The sequence below is a fragment of the Brevundimonas sp. KH_058 genome (assembly GCF_057838505.1).
The window spans coordinates 1,569,268-1,584,864 of sequence record NZ_CM174469.1 but is presented as its reverse complement, the minus strand read 5'-3'; the positions used below and the strand labels follow the sequence as shown (position 1 = coordinate 1,584,864).

Below are 15,597 nucleotides of genomic sequence, written 5' to 3'. Positions count from 1 at the left end.
CCGGACGCTTAAGCCGCTTACGCCGTCAGGCGCTTGCGGCCCTTGGCGCGACGGCGCGCAACAATCTTCTGGCCGTTCTTGGTGGCCATCCGGCTGCGGAAGCCGTGACGGCGCTTGCGCACGAGTCGCGACGGCTGATAGGTCCGCTTCACGGTCGGCTCCTGACGTTAAAGGTTGGGCGGCGGGGCAAGAGGCGTCCGTCGCAGGAAGGGCGGGCGTATAAGTCGCATGTCCGCGTGAGTCAACGCTCGGACGGCATTTCGGGACGATGAAACGGATGGCGAAACGAACGGCGAAGGAATGGGGCCTGCGGCTGCTGCCGCTCGTGGCCATCGCCGGCCTGGTGGTCGCCTTCTTCGCCCTGGGCTGGAACCGCTATCTGTCGATGGACCTGATCCGCGAGCATGGACTGAACCTTCAGGCCTATGCGCACGCGCACTGGTGGGTGGCGCTGGCCGCCTTCATCGCCGTCTATGCCCTGGCGACCGCCTCGACCATTCCCGGGCCGGTCTTCCTGACCCTGCTGGGAGGCATGATGTTCGGGCCTTACGTCGGCGCCCTGGCCCAGTCGACGGCCGCCACCATCGGCTCTGTCGTCATCTATTATGTCTATCGCACCTCGATCGGTTCATGGCTGCGGGCCAAGTTCGAGGCCGACGCCGGTTTCATGGATCGGCTGGCCAAGGGGATCGACCGCAACGCCTTCACCACCCTGTTCACCCTGCGCGTGATCCCCAGCGTGCCCTTCGTCCTGGTCAACGCCACGGCGGGGATGATGGCGGTGCCGCTGCGGCCCTATGTGATCGCCACCTTCATCGGTCTATTGCCCTCCACCTTCATCTACACCTGGATCGGGTCGCAGCTGGGCGACCTGCTGCGCGCCGGCGTGCGGCCTGACCTGCCCATGCTGCTGCACCAATTCTTCTGGCCGCTGATGGGGGTGGTCTTCCTGTCGCTGCTGCTGCCCATCGGCATCAAGCTGTTCCAGATGATCCGCGCGCGACACGCATCCAAGGCGCCCGCATGAGCGCCCTGTTCGACCGTATCGCCACGCGACTGAACCTTTCGCCGGAACAGGCGACCCTGTGGCGCGAACGGCTGACGCCGCGCGCGCCCGACGGCCTTTCGGCGCGACTGCTGTTGCTGACCGTCGCCTTCACCCTGGCGGTCGAGGCCCTGATCATGGGGCCGAACCTGGCGGCCTTCCACGAACGCTGGCTCCGCGACCGATTGCAAGCGGCCGAACTGGCCTCGGTCGGGGTCGAGGCCCTGCCCTATAGCGCGGTCGAGGACGACACCGCCGCCGAACTGATGCGGATCGGCGGAGTCCAGGCCGTGGCCCTGACCGAACAGGGGGTGCGCCGCCTGCTGCTCCAGGCCCCCAACCTGCCCCGCGCGCCCGAGCTGATCGACCTGAGGCAGCAGGACAGCTGGGGGCGGCTGACCGACCCCTGGCGCACCCTGTTCGGCCACCCCGACCGCTCGCTGCGGGTCCAGGCCAAGCCGCGCTATCGTTCGGGCGACTTCATCGAGATCGTCACCCCGGCCCAGCCGCTGAAACTGGAGCTGAAGACCTTCCTGCTGAACAGCCTGATCGTGTCCCTGCTGGTATCGGTGACGGCGGGCGCGCTTCTTTATGGCGGTCTGGCCCTGCTGGTCCTGCGCCCGCTGCGGCGCGTCACGCGGTCGATGGAACGGTTCGCCGCCGATCCCGAAAGCGAGGCCGAAGCGCCGTCGGATCGTCACGACGAGATCGGCCGCGTCGAGCGCGAGCTGAGCCGGATGCAGGAAGAGGTGCGCCATTCGCTGCGCTCGCGCGCCCGGCTGGTGGCGCTGGGCGAAGCGGTGGCCAAGATCAATCACGACCTGCGCAACATGCTGACCTCGGCCCAGATGGCGTCGGAACGGCTGGCGACCTCGGCCGACCCCCAGGTCGCCAAGGCCCTGCCCCGGCTGGAGCGCGCACTCAGCCGCGCCGCCAACCTGTCGCGCAATGTGCTGGAATACGGCCGCAGCGAAGAGCCCGCCGCCCAGAAGACGCGCGTGGTCCTGACGAAGGCCCTGACCCTGGCAGCCGAGGATGCGGGGCTGGAGCCGGAGGGCGTGGCACTGGTCAAGCAACTGCCGCCACGTTTCGCCGTCGAGGCCGACGCCGACCAGCTGTACCGGATCCTGGTCAATCTGATGCGCAACGCCCGTCAGGCCATTGAGGCCGATCCCGGCCGGCCGGCCGAGCGGCGCGGCAAGGGCGCGATCACCGTCAGCGCCTTCGGCCAGGACGGCTTCTGCGTCGTCCGCATCGCCGACGACGGCCCCGGCATTCCACCGCGCCTGGCCGAACGCCTGTTCGAACCCTTCGTCAGCTCCAAGAGCTCCGAAGGCACCGGCCTGGGCCTGACCATCTCGCGCGAACTGGCCGCCCTGAACGGCGGCGATCTTCGCTTGGTCGAATCCGACGGCGCGGGCGGCGCCGTGTTCGAGCTACGTCTTCCCGGCTAGGACGGCCCGAACAACCTTGACCATAAGAACGCTCAACTCGGGGCTTTCAGGTCACACTCTGGCATCTTGTCGGAATGTGTCAAAAAAGCGCGCATTCTTTGGCTTCTTTCTCTCCGTCGCTCGTGTCACCTTGTGGGACTGTCCGTAGGGGAAACATAAAAAAATGACGCGTTCGTCCGCTCGCAAGAGCCGTTGGCTTTCCACAAGTTCCGCATTGGGCGTAGCTGCAGGCCTGGTCGCCGGCGCGGCCTTGGCCGAGGTGCCCAACAACAATCTGAACCGCAACACGGCGCCGACCCTGGCCGCCCCGAACGCGGTCAACGGCATCGGCATCATCTACAGCGATTTCGGTGCGCTGGGCGGCGGCGTCTGCACCGGCACCCTGATCAATCCGCGCACCATCATCTTCGCCGCCCACTGCGTGAACACTCAGGGACAGGCGACCTACGGCCGCGCCTCGGGCGGCACGCCTATCGCCGTCGGCTTCAAGGGCGATGCCCGCGCGGGCCTGATCAACTGGCTGGGCACCGGACGCAGCAGCGTCGCCGACCAGACCTACAACCTCAGCCACGTCTTCTACGATCAACGCTCCCTGCTGGAGCCGGCGGGCAACTTCTACGAAGCCGACGTCGCCATGGGCGTGCTGGACACCGCTGCGCGGGACGTGCCGACCTGGGCCATGCTGTTCAGCCCGCTGACGGGAACCGAGAACCTGCACGTCACCATCGGCGGCTATGGCCGTTCGGGCACCGGCACGACCGGTCAATCGGCGGGCGTCGATTTCCGCCGGCGCGCGGGCGAGAACATGATCGGCGCCCTGGCCTCGATCGACGACGTCAACCTGTTCCTGTTCGGCGACGGCAGCCAGCGCGGCCTTGGCCAGAACCTCTATCTGGTGGACTTCGACGATCCGGCGCGCGCCAGCCAGTTCGACTTCAATATCTTCGGCAACGATGTGGCCCTGCCGGGCGAGGGCATCACGGCCCAGGGCGATTCCGGCGGCGCCCTGATCCTGGATCGCGCCTTCTCGCAGCCGGTGATCGCGGGCGTGCTATCGCTGGGCACCCGCTATTTCGGCGCCCAGCCTCAGGCCAGCTACGGCACGACGGCCGGCTATCAGCCGCTCTATCTCTTCTGGGACTATATCGTCGCCAACAACCCGTACAAATATGTGCAGGCCAAGGCTGGAGACGGCGACTGGTTCGACGCCACGCGCTGGATCCAGATGATGGACCCCAACTACAAGGTCGTGTCGGGCGGACAACTGACCACCGGCCTTCCCGGCACGCCGGCCGCCGGCGTGGGCGGAAAGGGCGGCGAGTTCGGCGCCGTCTGCTTCAACGCCGACTGCGAGAGCGCCAAGAACCTGGCCGACTACAACAACAGCCGCGGCGGGACCGAGACGGCCGCGGGCGGCTCCTCCAGCGAAAGCAATGTCGGCCATGTCACTCGCGACGACCTGACCGCCGACTTGACCACCGGTACAGCGGGGACCGCCGACGGCGATTTGGCCGCGCCCGCCGCCCTGGTGCAGGCGCCTGGCGCGACGGCGCCGTTCGAGTTCGTCGCCGGCGGCCCCGGCTCGACCAACTTCGTGCCCAACAACGTCGCCGGCGTTCCGGGCGGAACCCGTCCGGCCTATTACGACGTCAGCCTGACGACCGCTGGTCGCACCACCCTGAACCGTGCCGCGACCGTGGATCGCCTGACCATCGGGACCAGCGGCGCCATTCTGGACGTGACCTCGACCGGCACGTTGACCAATCTGATCGACACCACGGTCACCGCCGGACAACTGAACGTCGATGGCCGGCTGAACACCTTCGAGATGCTGCTTATGGGCGGCATGCTCAGCGGCAAGGGCGTGATCGATCCGACCGTGCTGACCTCCATTCTGGGCACCATCGCGCCGGGCGGTCAGAACGCCGTGGGCGACCTGACCATTCTGGGCGACCTGGTCCTGACCTCGGGTTCGCGCCTGATCGTCGATGTGAACGGGGCGCAGGCCGACCGGCTGATCGTCCGCGCCGATGCGGCCCAGGGCACGCGCGGCCAGGCGTCGATCGGCGGCTTCCTGGGCGTAAATCCCCTGGGTCCGGTTCAGTTCGGCCAGGCCTATACGGTGCTGACGGCGGAAGGCGGCATCTCGGGCCGCTTCACCTCGGCGACCGACCTGCCGGGCGTGCTGTTCCCGACGCTGGGTTACACCGCCAACAGCGTGCTGCTGACCATCGATGCGGCGTCCTTCTCCACCGTGATCGACGCCAACTCGCCGTCTCAACAGGCGGTCGGCGCCCTGCTGGATCGCGCTCGCCCCGGCAGCTATGCCGCGCTGAGCAGCGTCTATGGCACCGTCGATGTTCTGGAGGGACCGGTTCTGGGCGCGGCGCTGGAAAGCCTGGCGCCCTATAGCTCGCGCTCGGCCGTCAAACTCGGCGCGGTGCAGACCGAAACCCTCCAATCGGCCATCGGCGGCCGCATCGCCTTGCGTCGCCCGGGCGAGACGGGTGGCCTGGCCCTGATCGGCCGTGGCGTCGAAGTGGCGGCCCTGGCCGACGACATGGCGCCGATCGCAGCGGCGGCCATGGCGGCGGCGCAGGCCGAAGGTTCGGCCCGCAACCGTTGGTCAAACGGCTGGAAAGAGGGCGTCTCAGCCTTCCTGACCGCCGGCGCCACCGACGGCAGGGCGCGGAACCTGCGCGGTTCCGTGATCGGCTCGGGGGAAGACCGGCAGGACAGCTGGTATTTCGCGGGCGGCGTCGAACGCACGGTCGACGACCTGACCCTGGGCGGCGCTCTGGGCTATTCGCAGGGCAAGGCGGAATACGCCGGCGCCCTGTCGCGCGCCGACACCAAACAGATTCAGGCCAGCGCCTATGCGTCGCTGGACATCGCCGACCGCGGCTTCCTGGGCGGTCACCTCGGCTATGGCTGGCTGGATATCGAGACGCGCCGCAATACGGCGGTCGGGGGCGGTCTGCGCGCCGACGGCGACACCGAAGGCGATGTCTTCTTCGGCGGCGTCGAGATCGGCGACCGCGTCGATACGCGTGGCGTGACCGTGACGCCCAGCTTCGGCGTCAACGCCTATCGCGTGAAGATCGACGGCTATGCCGAAACCGGCTCGGCCGCCGCCCTGCGCGTGGACGAACAGACCAGCAGCTCGGTCCAGGGCTTCCTGGGCCTGCGGGTCTCGGGCGCGACCAAGGTCGGCGGTTTCTCCGTCAAGCCGGCGTTGAGTGTGCGCGCCGTGACCGACTTCACCAACAGCCGCGACGACGTGCGCGCGGTCTTCGCGGCGGCCGGCGGCACGCCCGCCACCTTCCTGGGCGCCAGCCGCGACACGACCTGGGGCGAAATCTCCGGCGGCGTGACCATCGGCGACGAGCGCACCACCGTCTCGCTGGAGGCCTCCTCGATGATCGAGCGTCAGGACATCGACTATCAGTCCTACCGCGCCACGGTGGCGTTCAAGTTCTAAGCATACGCCAGAACGTCAAAGGGCTCCGGCGTTCGCGCCGGAGCCCTTTTTCATGCCTGCTGGCGATCAGACGGTCTTCAACGCCGACCTATTCCAGTCCGTCGTCCGAAACCACGAACGGCCGGTTCTCGGCCTTGGCCTGGGCGGCCAGTTCGTCCTGGACCAGATGCCAGCGTCGCAGCCGTTCGTAGTCGATGGCGTGTTCCGGCGAGGCGTCCAGCCAGTGGCGGAAGTCCTCGATCTGCAATCGGGCGTCCGAGGCGGCGGTGTCGGGCAGGGCCGGCACGTTCGGCAACTGGCGCGCGACATCGGCGGGGATGGGGAAGTCACCGGACGAGGTGCTGAGGATCATCAAGTCTTCTCGCGTGCGGAAACGGTTTGGGAGAATCCGACCATGCCGTGAAGCTGGGTCTTGCGCCACCTTTTCGTGGCTGCGGCGTTGTGCTGCATGGCGACTTACGGCCAAGCTCAAGCCCTCAGGAGACCAGCCCATGATCGTTCGCCTTTCCCTTTCCATCATCATGCTGACGACTGTGGCGCTGACCGGCGCGGTTCAGGCGCAGACGACCCCGGCCGCCCCCTATGCGGCGCCCGATCCCTATCGCGATCAGCGCACCCTGCCCGATCCGGCGGACCCCAGCAGCCGAGACGCCCTGCTTAAGGCACGGGGCGAGGCCTACCACCGCGCGAGCGACGATCAGCAAACCGAAGAGGAGTTGCGCACCACCCGCGCCCTGAATGACGAGATCGCGGCCCAGAACGCCCTGGCCGACAAGGCCGACGAGGCCGCGCGTCTGGACTATGACGCCGCCTTGGCCCGCCATCAGATCGAGGTGCGCCAGATCGAGGAACAGGCCCGAACCGCCGCCCTGGCCACCCGTGCGGCCCAGGATCAGCACGACCGCGACTACGCCGCCTGGCAGGAACAGGTGCGGCTGTGCCGGTCAGGCGTGCGCTCGGCCTGCGCATCGAACTAGAGATATTTGGCAGGAACGCTTAAAGGCAGCCGATCGAGTAATGCGAGATCGATGTCTAAGATAAAAGAACTTTCGACTGTAGTAAGCCGACCATCTTTTATACAGCCAATCAACATTGGCAGGGATCTCAGGCCTTTGGTCGCGAGCAGTAACAATTTGAGGAATATTAGTGATATAAGGCAAATATCCGCAATATATCTCGTAAAATCGGACTAACATTCCGACGTAGAAATCCCTTAGAATTGCTTCGTCAGCTGCACCGCGACGGATAAATATTGCCATCTCGTCAAACGTATTTAGAGCATCTCTCATGCTTCTGCGAAATTTCAGTCCATCTGAAGACAGATAGAATCCATGGCGCCCTTTTGGGTCCGCAAGCAGGGGCTGATTTTTTGGATCATTTGAGACGGCGGCTATGTAGGCCAATGCATCGGGAAATTCGGCGTCGCCTTGCGCCACCTTAATAAACTCGGAGGCCTTGTCGCGTGTTCTAGAAAGCAAAGAAACGGCGTTGGAAACGAGCCAACCGCCAGTCGCTGCAAAAAGCGAGGCGGCCGTGAAATAAGCGGCTGCTAGAGACGTGGCCTGATTAGAGCCCTTAACGCGCCCAATGTTATCGGCATCCGCCAAGCCCAGAACGAAGAGCCATACGCCAGCTGCTCCGGCAACAACTGCCAGCACAAAAAGCAGCCGGTCTAATCGCCTCAAATTTCGTTATCGCCGCGCATTGAACCGTCACCATTGGACGATGGAAAGTTAGACATCCCTCAGATGAACGTCAAGAAGCGCGGCGATTTTTGTGTCAGCCCGCGACCAAACTCATGTCGCGACGGGCCATCATGCGGTCGAACTCGGTCCAGACGCCCTCGACGCCGTGCCAGTCGCCTTGCGTCGCGGCCTTGGAATATTCGGTGGCGCGGGCCTCGAAGAAGTTGGCGTGTTCGACGCCCGACAGTAGCGATTGCAGCCACGGCAGCGGATTTTCCGTCACGCCGAACACTTCCGGCAGCTTGAGCTGACGCAGGCGCCAGTCAGCGATGAAGCGGATGTACTGTTTGATGTCCTCGGGGGTCATGCCCTGGACCGAGCCCATCTCGAAGGCCAGATCGATGAACTTGTCCTCCATGTTCACCACCGTCTTGCAGCAGTCGACGATGTCGTCGGCGACCGACTTGGTGACAGCCCCCGTCTCCTTGTTGAAGGCGTGATACAGCTTGATGATGCCTTCGCAGTGCAGGCTCTCGTCGCGCACCGACCAGGACACGATCTGGCCCATGCCCTTCATCTTGTTCTGGCGGGGGAAGTTCATCAGCATGGCGAACGACGCGAACAGCTGAACGCCTTCCGAGAAGCCGCCGAACATGGCCAGGGTCCGGCAGATGTCGGCGTCAGAATCGACCCCGAATTGACCCATGAAGTCATGCTTGTCGCGCATGGCCTCGTATTCCATGAAGGACCCGAACTCGCTCTCGGGCATGCCGATGGTTTCAAGCAGCAGGGCGTAGGCCGCGATATGGATGGTCTCCATATTGCCGAAGGCGGCCAGCATCATCTTCACCTCGGTCGGTTTGAAGACCCGGCCGTAGCGCTCCATGTAGTTGTCCTGAACCTCGATGTCCGCCTGGGTGAAGAAGCGGAAGATCTGGGTCAGCAGGTTGCGTTCGCCGTCGTTCAGCGTGGACGCCCAGTCCTTGATGTCCTCGCCCAGCGGCACCTCTTCGGGCATCCAGTGGACCTGCTGCTGCTTCTTCCACATGTCGAACGCCCACGGATAGCGGAACGGCTTGTAGGCGGCGGACGGGGTCAGCAGACCGGCGCGTTCGGGAAGGATGATCGGGGTGATGGCGTTCATCGAACTGACCTGAAGCGATTCCGGAGAGGCGTTCACCATGCGACTCTCGAACCCCGGCGCCAAGTCGAATTTGGTCTATGTTGCGTCACATTTTCTGACGGACGCTATATCTGGTAGATTTGTCTCAGGATTCTGGGGAGGGAGCTGGGGACGAATTTGCATCCTCCGGCCACGCTTGCGCCTCAGGCGGCCTGGGCGTCAGCCTGGCGCTCGGCGACCCCGTCGAACACGGCCTCGATGGCGGCATAGAGTTTGGCCTGGGTGACCGGCTTGGCCAGATGGCCGTCCATGCCGGCGGCGATGCAGCGGGCGGCGTCCTCGGGCATGGCCTCGGCGGTGACGGCGAGAACCGGGACGTCGCGCAGGGGGGCGTCCAGGGCGCGAATGGCGCGGGTGGCGGCGATGCCGTCCATCACCGGCATCCGCACATCCATCAGCACCAGATCGAAGGGCTGGACCGCCAGCACAGCCAGCGCCTGTTCGCCGTCCGCCGCTTCTGCGGTCTCGCAATCGGCGGCCTGAAGCATGATCCGCAGCAGATTGCGGTTCGCCGGATGGTCATCGACGATCAGAACGCGCGTGCGGCGGCTGTGTAGCGGAACGCCGCCGTCGCTCTCGACCGCCTCCACCACCGCAGCCGGTACGGTCAGGGTGAAGGTCGAGCCCTGCCCCTGCGTGCTTTCGATCTCGACCACCCCGCCCAGGCAGTCGATGTGGTTCTTGGCCAAGGCCAGGCCGACGCCGGCGCCTTCGTGTGCGCGGCTGGTCGTGGCGTCGCCCTGTTCGAACAGATGGAAGACACCGCACCGCGTCTGTTCATCCATGCCGCAGCCGGTGTCGGCGACGACGAAGATCAGTTGGTCGTCGCGCCGATCGACCACGACGCTGACCTCGCCCCGGTTGGTGAATTTGACAGCGTTGTTGACCAGATGATGCAGGGTCTGGCGCAGGCGTCGCGCATCCACCATCGACTGGCCTTCGGCTTGCGGCGTCAGGGAAAGGACGAACTCCAGTCCCTTGATGGACGCCCATTCGCGCGAGGGCGCGACCGCCTCTTCGACCATCTGACGCACGTCGCTGGCCTTCAGCGTCACTTCGGCCCCGCCGCGCGAGACTTCCAGCAGATCTTCGACCAGACGCAGCATAGTCTCGCCGCAGTGGCGGATGGCGTCCACCTGACGCAGCCCCTCTTCGTCCAGGCATGGTCGGCGCGACAGCAGGTCCGCATAGCCGGTGACGCCGGTCAGGGGGGTGCGCATCTCGTGGCTCATCATCGCCAGAAACCGCTTCTTGGCGGCGCGGGCCGCCTCGGCACGGGCGAGAGCTTCGAGCGCTGCGGCCGTGCGCGCCCGCAGGCGCGCCGTCAACCGCCGACGTTCGGTCGACAGGGTGGTGACGGGCAGAACCGTGCCGACCACGCACAGCAGGAACAGATGAAAGACGTTCATCTGGCGCATGACGGCAGGCAGCGCGTCAAGAACGGGGTCCGGCGTCAGACGGGTCAGGACGATCGGCCCATGACCGCCCAGTGTCGCGGCGCCGCCGATCACGGCGACCATCACCACCGCACCCGCCGTCGTCGGGGGACACAGACGGAAGGCCAGCAGAATAAGGGGCGGGAAGATCGCAAACATGATCGGCGCCGAGGTCTGGGAGAAGACCCACAGGCTGACGCCGCCCACCAGGGCCAGCAGGGCGGCGGCCTCGGGCAACGTCGCCTGGGCGTCGTCGCGGAAACGGTGGTTGCGGGCCAGCAGCAACAGGGACGGCGTGACGATCATCATCGCCAGCATCTCCATGTCGAACAGGTGGTGCATGCGGAAACCCAGCGTGCCCGGCACCTTCCAGCTCATCAGGATGGCGACCCCGCCCGCCAGCAGAGTGCTGAGCAGGACCGCAGGCGCGGCGGCGCAGACGGCGAAGCGGAACAGGCGCCAGGGCCTGCGCATATCCAGCGCGGCGCCGCAGAAGCGACGCGCCAAAAGGACGGCGACGACCACCTGGGTCATGTTCAGGGCGACATTGGTGAACATCATCACGACGGGGCCGCCCCGCACGACGTTGCCGATCAGATTGATGGCGGCGCAGGCGGCCATGACTGCGACAGCCGGGCGGCGATGAAGTTGCAGGACGGCGGCCAGAAGCACGGCGTTTGCGGGCCACAGGACGGTGGCGCCGAAGGTGTTCATGCTCCACTGACCCACCGCCAGGCACAGGACGAACAGCGCGACATAGGCGTAAGGGGGCGGTCCTGCCGCCCTGCCGGCTTCATGGCGGAAGAACCGCCAGCGCCCGCCTTCTGCGTTTACGCACTTCAATCCCATGACGGAACAGTGACATGCAGGAGTTAAGGATCCCGTAGCGGCAGGACTAGGTAGTAATGCGGAACCGCCGTTCAGCGTCGCCGTTTGATTGCCCTCGATAGGTAAGGGCCCAGCCGATGTCAGACGTGATCGCCGAACCGACGTTCGAACCGCCCGCCGACGCCTTGGCCTTCTATGAAGAGAGCCTGCGCCTGCTGAAGGAGAGCGGCATCCCCTTCCTGCTGTCCGGCACCTATGCGGTCACGGCCTATACGGGCATCCGCCGTCCGACCAAGGACCTGGACGTCTTCTGCAAGCCCGGCGACTACCCCCGCATCCTGGCCTTCTTCCAGAAGCACGGCTACCGCACCGACGTCGAAGACGAGCGTTGGATCGCCAAGGTCTGGAAGGACGAGAAACACTTCTTCGACGTCATCTTCGCCATGTCCAACGGCACCATCGCTGTGTCCGACAGCTGGTTCAGCGAGGACCGGATCACCGTCTATGGCCATCAGGTCCAGATCACCCCGCCCACGGCCCTGATCCTGTCCAAGGTCTTCATCCAGGACCGCTATCGCTATGACGGCGCCGACGTGAACCACGTCATCCTGAAACAGTCCGACGCCATCGACTGGAAGAGCTTGCTGGATCAGATGGACCTCTATTGGGAAGTGCTGGCGGCGCACCTGCTGAACTTCCGCTTTGCCTATCCGACCGAGCGCGACCGCATCCCGCGCTGGCTGATGGAGGAGTTGGTCGAGCGTCTGACGGCCCAGATCGACCTGCCGGCGCCGCGCGTGAGGGTCTGTCGCGGCCGCCTGTTCAGCCCGCGGGACTATGTCGCCGACGTCGCCGAATGGGGCTTTGGCGATGTGGTCGGCAAGGGGCTGGAGGAGCGCCACGACCCCGTCAACCTGGGCCACTGAGAGGACCGGCCGCCATGACCGATTCCACCCCCGACCCGCAGACCACCCAGCCCGGCCTTGAGCCCGGCCCCGCCAAGAAGATGCGCGTCGCCGCCGTCGGCGACCTGCATGTGGGCGAAGCGACCGAGCACAGCTATCGCGATCTGTTCGAACGGGTGTCGGACGATGCGGACGTGCTGTGCCTGTGCGGCGACCTGACCAACTACGGCAAGACGCCCGAGGTCGAGCGGCTGCTGGAGGACCTCAAGCTCTGCACCATTCCGATGGTCGGGGTGCTGGGCAATCACGAGCACGAATGCGGTCAGCCCGAGCACGTGACGAAGATGCTGACGGACGCGGGGGTCAGGATGCTGACCGGCGAGGCCTATGAGATCGACGGCGTCGGATTCGCCGGCGGCAAGGGATTCGTCGGCGGTTTCGGCCGCTACATGCTCAGCTCGTTCGGCGAGGCCTCGGTCAAGCGGTTCGTGCAGGAGGCGGTCGAGGACGCCAATCAGATCGAGAACTCCATCCGCATGTTGCGCACCGAACGCTCGGTCGTGCTGCTGCACTATGCGCCCGTGGTCGAGACGGTGATGGGCGAGCCGCCCGAAATCCACGCCTTCCTTGGGTCGTCGCGTTTAGCAGAGACCATCGACCGCTACGACAACGTCAGCCTGGTCGTGCATGGCCACGCCCATCGCGGCGGGCCTGAGGGCCGCACCAACAAGGGGGTGCCGGTCTATAACGTCGCCCTGCCCGTGCTGAAGACCTTGGGCGACAAGCCGTATCGGATCTTTGAAATCTGATCCGGGTGTAAGAGTGTGCCGTCCAGGGCGGATACAAAGCCTTTTCTCTGGTCGCGCTGCGGCCTGTTTCGGAGTTTCCAATGCGTCTTTTGTCTTCCGTCGCGGCCGCCGCCGCCCTGGCCCTGATCACCCCGGCTTTCGCCGCCGGCCAGACCCCCGCGCCTCAAGCCGCCCCCGCACCTGCTCCCGCTGAAGAAGCCGACAGCCCCGAAGAAGCAGCATTCGAAGCCAAGAGTGACGCTTTCAGTGAAAAGATGGAGAACATGGCCACCGAAATGCGGGCCGCAGCCGCCCAGACGGACAAGTCTAAGGCCAAGACTGATCTCGACGCCCTCCAGACCCGTTATCAGCCTGAAGTCGATACCTTTGCCGATGAGTTCCAGACCTTTGCTGTCAGCCAAGGTGCGCCAGCTGAACAGATGGCCGCCGTCGCACAACAGATCAAAGGCATCCCGATGCAGGCGCGCACTCAGATAGAACAGGCCGCCGCCGCGCCGGCCGCCGCCACACCCGCTCAACCGCAGTAAGCCGCGCCTTACCGCGATTTCACTTGAGACGGGGCGGCGCAGGGTCGAGTTTGCACGGGTCATTCAACGGGAGCCCTCCCATGATCCGCCTGCTCAGCCTGACCGCCGCCCTGGCTCTCGCTCCCCTGTCCTCGGCGCTCGCGCAGGACAGGGCGCCTGCCCCTGAATCCGCCGAAGCCCGGCTGGAAATCGCCTCGAACGCCTTCGAGGCCCGGATGGAGGCGTTCGGCAAACGCGCCGAGGCCATTTCCGAAGACCGGAGCCTGAGCGAGGCCGTGCGCGGCCAGCGCATCGCCGCCCTTTGGTCCGAATATGCCCCCGACGTCGCCGCCTTCACCGCCGAGACGACGAAACACGCCACGGAAATGGCGGCCGAAGCCCTGAAGGACATCAATGTCGACGCCCTGGTCGCCGACGCCATGAACGACCCCGAGGTTAAACAAGCGATCGAGGACGGCATGCACAAGGGCGTCGTCACCGCGAACGGCATCGCCCAGAACAGCGCCTGGACCAATCCGACCCCCGAGCAGATGGAAACCTACAGCCTGGTCGCCCAATACGCTCTGGACCAGGCCGCCGCAGACGTCGTTGACGTCGGCGTCGAAGCGCCCGAAGCGCCCGAGCCGCCGCAAGCGCCCGAAGCCCCGGAACGTCCGACGGCTTAGCACCGTCTCCTCCCTGCGAAGCGGAGAGGGGGACCGCGCGAAGCGTGGTGGAGGGGCTCTTGAAGTCCCACGGGCGGCGGTGATGCGTCAAAGAACCCCTCCGTCACGGCGCGAAGGCGCGCCGCGCCACCTCCCCATGAAATGGGGAGGAGACCACAGGTCGCCCTTGACCCGATCCACCTGAGCAGCGACATCGCGCCGCATGTCCGCCCTGCCCGTCGATCCGCACCTCTATTCGACCTTCCTCGGCGTGATGGCGGTGATGGCGATCACGCCTGGCCCGGCCAATCTGTTCGCCGTCGCCACCGGCGTCGAAAAGGGGCGCGCCTCGGCCCTGGTCGGCGTGGTGGGCATGAATGCGGCGACCCTGGTGTGGTTCGGCGCGGCGGCCCTGGGTCTGGGCGCCCTGGTCAAGGCCTTTCCCGCCGCCTTCAAGGTGATCGCCGTCCTGGGCGCCCTCTATGTCGCCTGGCTGGGGATCAAGGCCCTGCGCGGCGCTTTCGCCACGGCGGCAGATCCCGATCACATCGTCGTTCGCAAGGGCCGCAGCGCCCTGATCGACGGGTTCGCGGTCCAGATCGCCAACCCCAAGGCCATCCTGTTCTTCACCGCCGTCCTGCCGCCCTTCGTGGACGTGAACCGGCCGGTCGCGCCGCAGATGGCGATGTTCGCCGTCGCAGCCATCGGCATGGATACGCTGTCCATGAGCACCTACGCCCTGTCCGGCGCCGCCCTGTCGCAGCGGATGCAGCAGCCCCGGTTCCGGCGTGGATTCGGCGTCTTCGTCGGCCTGCTTCTGATGACCGCAGCCGTGCTGATCGTGATTAGGCTCTAGACGCCGCGACGCTTCGTCCTAGATTGATCGGGAACGCCGCCGTTCATGCTCCGTTCAGCCGTCAGCGCGCCCGAATGGGCGATCAAGGAGTTTGATGTCATGAAAGCCCTCCCCCTGAAGACCCTGGCCATGACAATGGTCGCCGGTCTTGCGCTGGCCGCCTGCGCCACCGCCACCCCCTATGCCCCCGCAGGCTTCAACGGCCAGCGCGGCGGCTATGCCGAACAGCGCCTGGAAAACAACCGTTTCCGGGTCACCTTCTCCGGCAACTCGCTGACCTCTCGCGAACAGGTCGAGCAATCGCTGCTGCTGCGCTCGGCCGAACTGACGGTCGAAAGCGGCTTCGACTGGTTCGCCACCGTCAATCGCGCGACCGACCGCGACACCCGCTTCGTCGGCACGCCCGATCCGTTCTATTCGGGCTACAACAGCTTCTACAGCCCCCACTGGGGTCCGTCATGGCGCTACCATCGCGGCGGCTTCTGGAGCCCGTGGGACCGTTACGGCCCGTGGGGCGTCAACAACTTCGATGTTCGCCAGGTCGAGCGTTTCGAAGCCAACGCCGAGATCGTGATGGGCCGTGGACCCAAGCCCGCCAACGACCCTAACGCCTTCGACGCCCGCGACGTGGTCCAGAACCTGGGCTCGCAGGTCACGCGACCGGCAGCTTAAGAAGAACACAGCCCTTCTCCCATTGGGAGAAGGTGGCCCGAAGGGTCGGATGAGGGTCGGCTGATGGGCCAA

General features: G+C 65.7%; 15 protein-coding genes. 10 read left to right on the top strand and 5 right to left on the bottom strand.

Going from position 1 to position 15,597, the window contains the following annotated elements; genetic code table 11:
* Positions 1–17: 17 nt before the first annotated feature.
* Positions 18–152, bottom strand: coding sequence for a 50S ribosomal protein L34 (gene rpmH / locus AC3ISA_RS07555; protein WP_003164000.1), 135 nt, complete (start codon positions 150–152; stop codon positions 18–20).
* A 125-nt stretch (positions 153–277) separates the two neighbouring features.
* Here rpmH and AC3ISA_RS07550 point away from each other — a divergent pair, with 125 nt between their 5' ends.
* The 3 genes from AC3ISA_RS07550 to AC3ISA_RS07540 all read left to right on the top strand — a co-directional run bounded on the left by AC3ISA_RS07550 (position 278) and on the right by AC3ISA_RS07540 (position 5,980).
* Positions 278–1,027 (top strand): TVP38/TMEM64 family protein, encoded by a 750-nt coding sequence (locus AC3ISA_RS07550; RefSeq protein ID WP_489179979.1) that lies wholly within the window; start codon positions 278–280, stop codon positions 1,025–1,027.
* On the top strand, positions 1,024–2,499 hold the full coding sequence (locus AC3ISA_RS07545; RefSeq protein ID WP_489179978.1) for a sensor histidine kinase: 1,476 nt from the start codon (positions 1,024–1,026) through the stop codon (positions 2,497–2,499). Before AC3ISA_RS07550 ends, AC3ISA_RS07545 begins: the two co-directional genes overlap by 4 nt.
* A 163-nt stretch (positions 2,500–2,662) precedes the next feature.
* Complete coding sequence (locus AC3ISA_RS07540; RefSeq protein WP_489179977.1) at positions 2,663–5,980, top strand: autotransporter domain-containing protein; 3,318 nt, start codon at positions 2,663–2,665, stop codon at positions 5,978–5,980.
* An 88-nt stretch (positions 5,981–6,068) separates the two neighbouring features.
* Here AC3ISA_RS07540 and AC3ISA_RS07535 read toward each other — a convergent pair whose 3' ends face one another.
* Positions 6,069–6,332: a hypothetical protein gene (locus tag AC3ISA_RS07535; RefSeq protein WP_372693630.1), complete on the bottom strand. Its 264-nt coding sequence runs from the start codon at positions 6,330–6,332 to the stop codon at positions 6,069–6,071.
* Between the two features lie 139 nt (positions 6,333–6,471).
* On the opposite strand from AC3ISA_RS07535, the gene AC3ISA_RS07530 reads away from it, so the two are divergent.
* Positions 6,472–6,957, top strand: coding sequence for a hypothetical protein (locus tag AC3ISA_RS07530; protein WP_489179976.1), 486 nt, complete (start codon positions 6,472–6,474; stop codon positions 6,955–6,957).
* Here the strand turns inward: AC3ISA_RS07530 and AC3ISA_RS07525 are convergent.
* The 3 genes from AC3ISA_RS07525 to AC3ISA_RS07515 all read right to left on the bottom strand — a co-directional run bounded on the left by AC3ISA_RS07525 (position 6,925) and on the right by AC3ISA_RS07515 (position 11,127).
* Positions 6,925–7,665: a DUF4760 domain-containing protein gene (locus AC3ISA_RS07525; RefSeq protein WP_489179975.1), complete on the bottom strand. Its 741-nt coding sequence runs from the start codon at positions 7,663–7,665 to the stop codon at positions 6,925–6,927. The two genes, AC3ISA_RS07530 and AC3ISA_RS07525, sit on opposite strands and share 33 nt — an antisense overlap.
* A gap of 94 nt (positions 7,666–7,759) precedes the next feature.
* Complete coding sequence (locus tag AC3ISA_RS07520) at positions 7,760–8,809, bottom strand: ribonucleotide-diphosphate reductase subunit beta (protein WP_489180081.1); 1,050 nt, start codon at positions 8,807–8,809, stop codon at positions 7,760–7,762.
* A 182-nt stretch (positions 8,810–8,991) separates the two neighbouring features.
* Complete coding sequence (locus AC3ISA_RS07515) at positions 8,992–11,127, bottom strand: response regulator (RefSeq protein WP_489179974.1); 2,136 nt, start codon at positions 11,125–11,127, stop codon at positions 8,992–8,994.
* A gap of 122 nt (positions 11,128–11,249) precedes the next feature.
* Between AC3ISA_RS07515 and AC3ISA_RS07510 the strand changes: the two genes are divergently transcribed.
* The 6 genes from AC3ISA_RS07510 to AC3ISA_RS07485 all read left to right on the top strand — a co-directional run bounded on the left by AC3ISA_RS07510 (position 11,250) and on the right by AC3ISA_RS07485 (position 15,525).
* Positions 11,250–12,038 (top strand): nucleotidyltransferase family protein, encoded by a 789-nt coding sequence (locus tag AC3ISA_RS07510; protein WP_159847701.1) that lies wholly within the window; start codon positions 11,250–11,252, stop codon positions 12,036–12,038.
* 14 nt (positions 12,039–12,052) lie between these two features.
* Positions 12,053–12,826, top strand: a complete 774-nt coding sequence (locus AC3ISA_RS07505; protein WP_489179972.1) for a metallophosphoesterase family protein — start codon at positions 12,053–12,055, stop codon at positions 12,824–12,826.
* An 80-nt stretch (positions 12,827–12,906) separates the two neighbouring features.
* Positions 12,907–13,353, top strand: a complete 447-nt coding sequence (locus AC3ISA_RS07500; protein WP_489179971.1) for a translation initiation factor IF-2 — start codon at positions 12,907–12,909, stop codon at positions 13,351–13,353.
* A gap of 80 nt (positions 13,354–13,433) precedes the next feature.
* Positions 13,434–14,018, top strand: coding sequence for a hypothetical protein (locus AC3ISA_RS07495; protein ID WP_489179970.1), 585 nt, complete (start codon positions 13,434–13,436; stop codon positions 14,016–14,018).
* A 202-nt stretch (positions 14,019–14,220) separates the two neighbouring features.
* Complete coding sequence (locus AC3ISA_RS07490; RefSeq protein ID WP_489179969.1) at positions 14,221–14,853, top strand: LysE family translocator; 633 nt, start codon at positions 14,221–14,223, stop codon at positions 14,851–14,853.
* 99 nt (positions 14,854–14,952) lie between these two features.
* Positions 14,953–15,525 carry a CC0125/CC1285 family lipoprotein gene (locus tag AC3ISA_RS07485; RefSeq protein ID WP_489179968.1) on the top strand — a complete coding sequence of 191 codons (573 nt, stop codon included), beginning with the start codon at positions 14,953–14,955 and terminating at the stop codon, positions 15,523–15,525.
* Positions 15,526–15,597: the final 72 nt, after the last annotated feature.

Coding starts and splice junctions, on each gene's coding strand:
- AC3ISA_RS07490 (WP_489179969.1), top strand. CDS start 14,221: ATGTCCGCCCTGCCCGTCGATCCGCACCTCTATTCGACCTTCCTCGGC.
- AC3ISA_RS07505 (WP_489179972.1), top strand. CDS start 12,053: ATGACCGATTCCACCCCCGACCCGCAGACCACCCAGCCCGGCCTTGAG.
- AC3ISA_RS07510 (WP_159847701.1), top strand. CDS start 11,250: ATGTCAGACGTGATCGCCGAACCGACGTTCGAACCGCCCGCCGACGCC.
- AC3ISA_RS07550 (WP_489179979.1), top strand. CDS start 278: ATGGCGAAACGAACGGCGAAGGAATGGGGCCTGCGGCTGCTGCCGCTC.
- AC3ISA_RS07485 (WP_489179968.1), top strand. CDS start 14,953: ATGAAAGCCCTCCCCCTGAAGACCCTGGCCATGACAATGGTCGCCGGT.
- AC3ISA_RS07520 (WP_489180081.1), bottom strand. CDS start 8,809: ATGAACGCCATCACCCCGATCATCCTTCCCGAACGCGCCGGTCTGCTG.
- AC3ISA_RS07540 (WP_489179977.1), top strand. CDS start 2,663: ATGACGCGTTCGTCCGCTCGCAAGAGCCGTTGGCTTTCCACAAGTTCC.
- AC3ISA_RS07500 (WP_489179971.1), top strand. CDS start 12,907: ATGCGTCTTTTGTCTTCCGTCGCGGCCGCCGCCGCCCTGGCCCTGATC.
- AC3ISA_RS07530 (WP_489179976.1), top strand. CDS start 6,472: ATGATCGTTCGCCTTTCCCTTTCCATCATCATGCTGACGACTGTGGCG.
- AC3ISA_RS07495 (WP_489179970.1), top strand. CDS start 13,434: ATGATCCGCCTGCTCAGCCTGACCGCCGCCCTGGCTCTCGCTCCCCTG.
- AC3ISA_RS07535 (WP_372693630.1), bottom strand. CDS start 6,332: ATGATCCTCAGCACCTCGTCCGGTGACTTCCCCATCCCCGCCGATGTC.
- AC3ISA_RS07545 (WP_489179978.1), top strand. CDS start 1,024: ATGAGCGCCCTGTTCGACCGTATCGCCACGCGACTGAACCTTTCGCCG.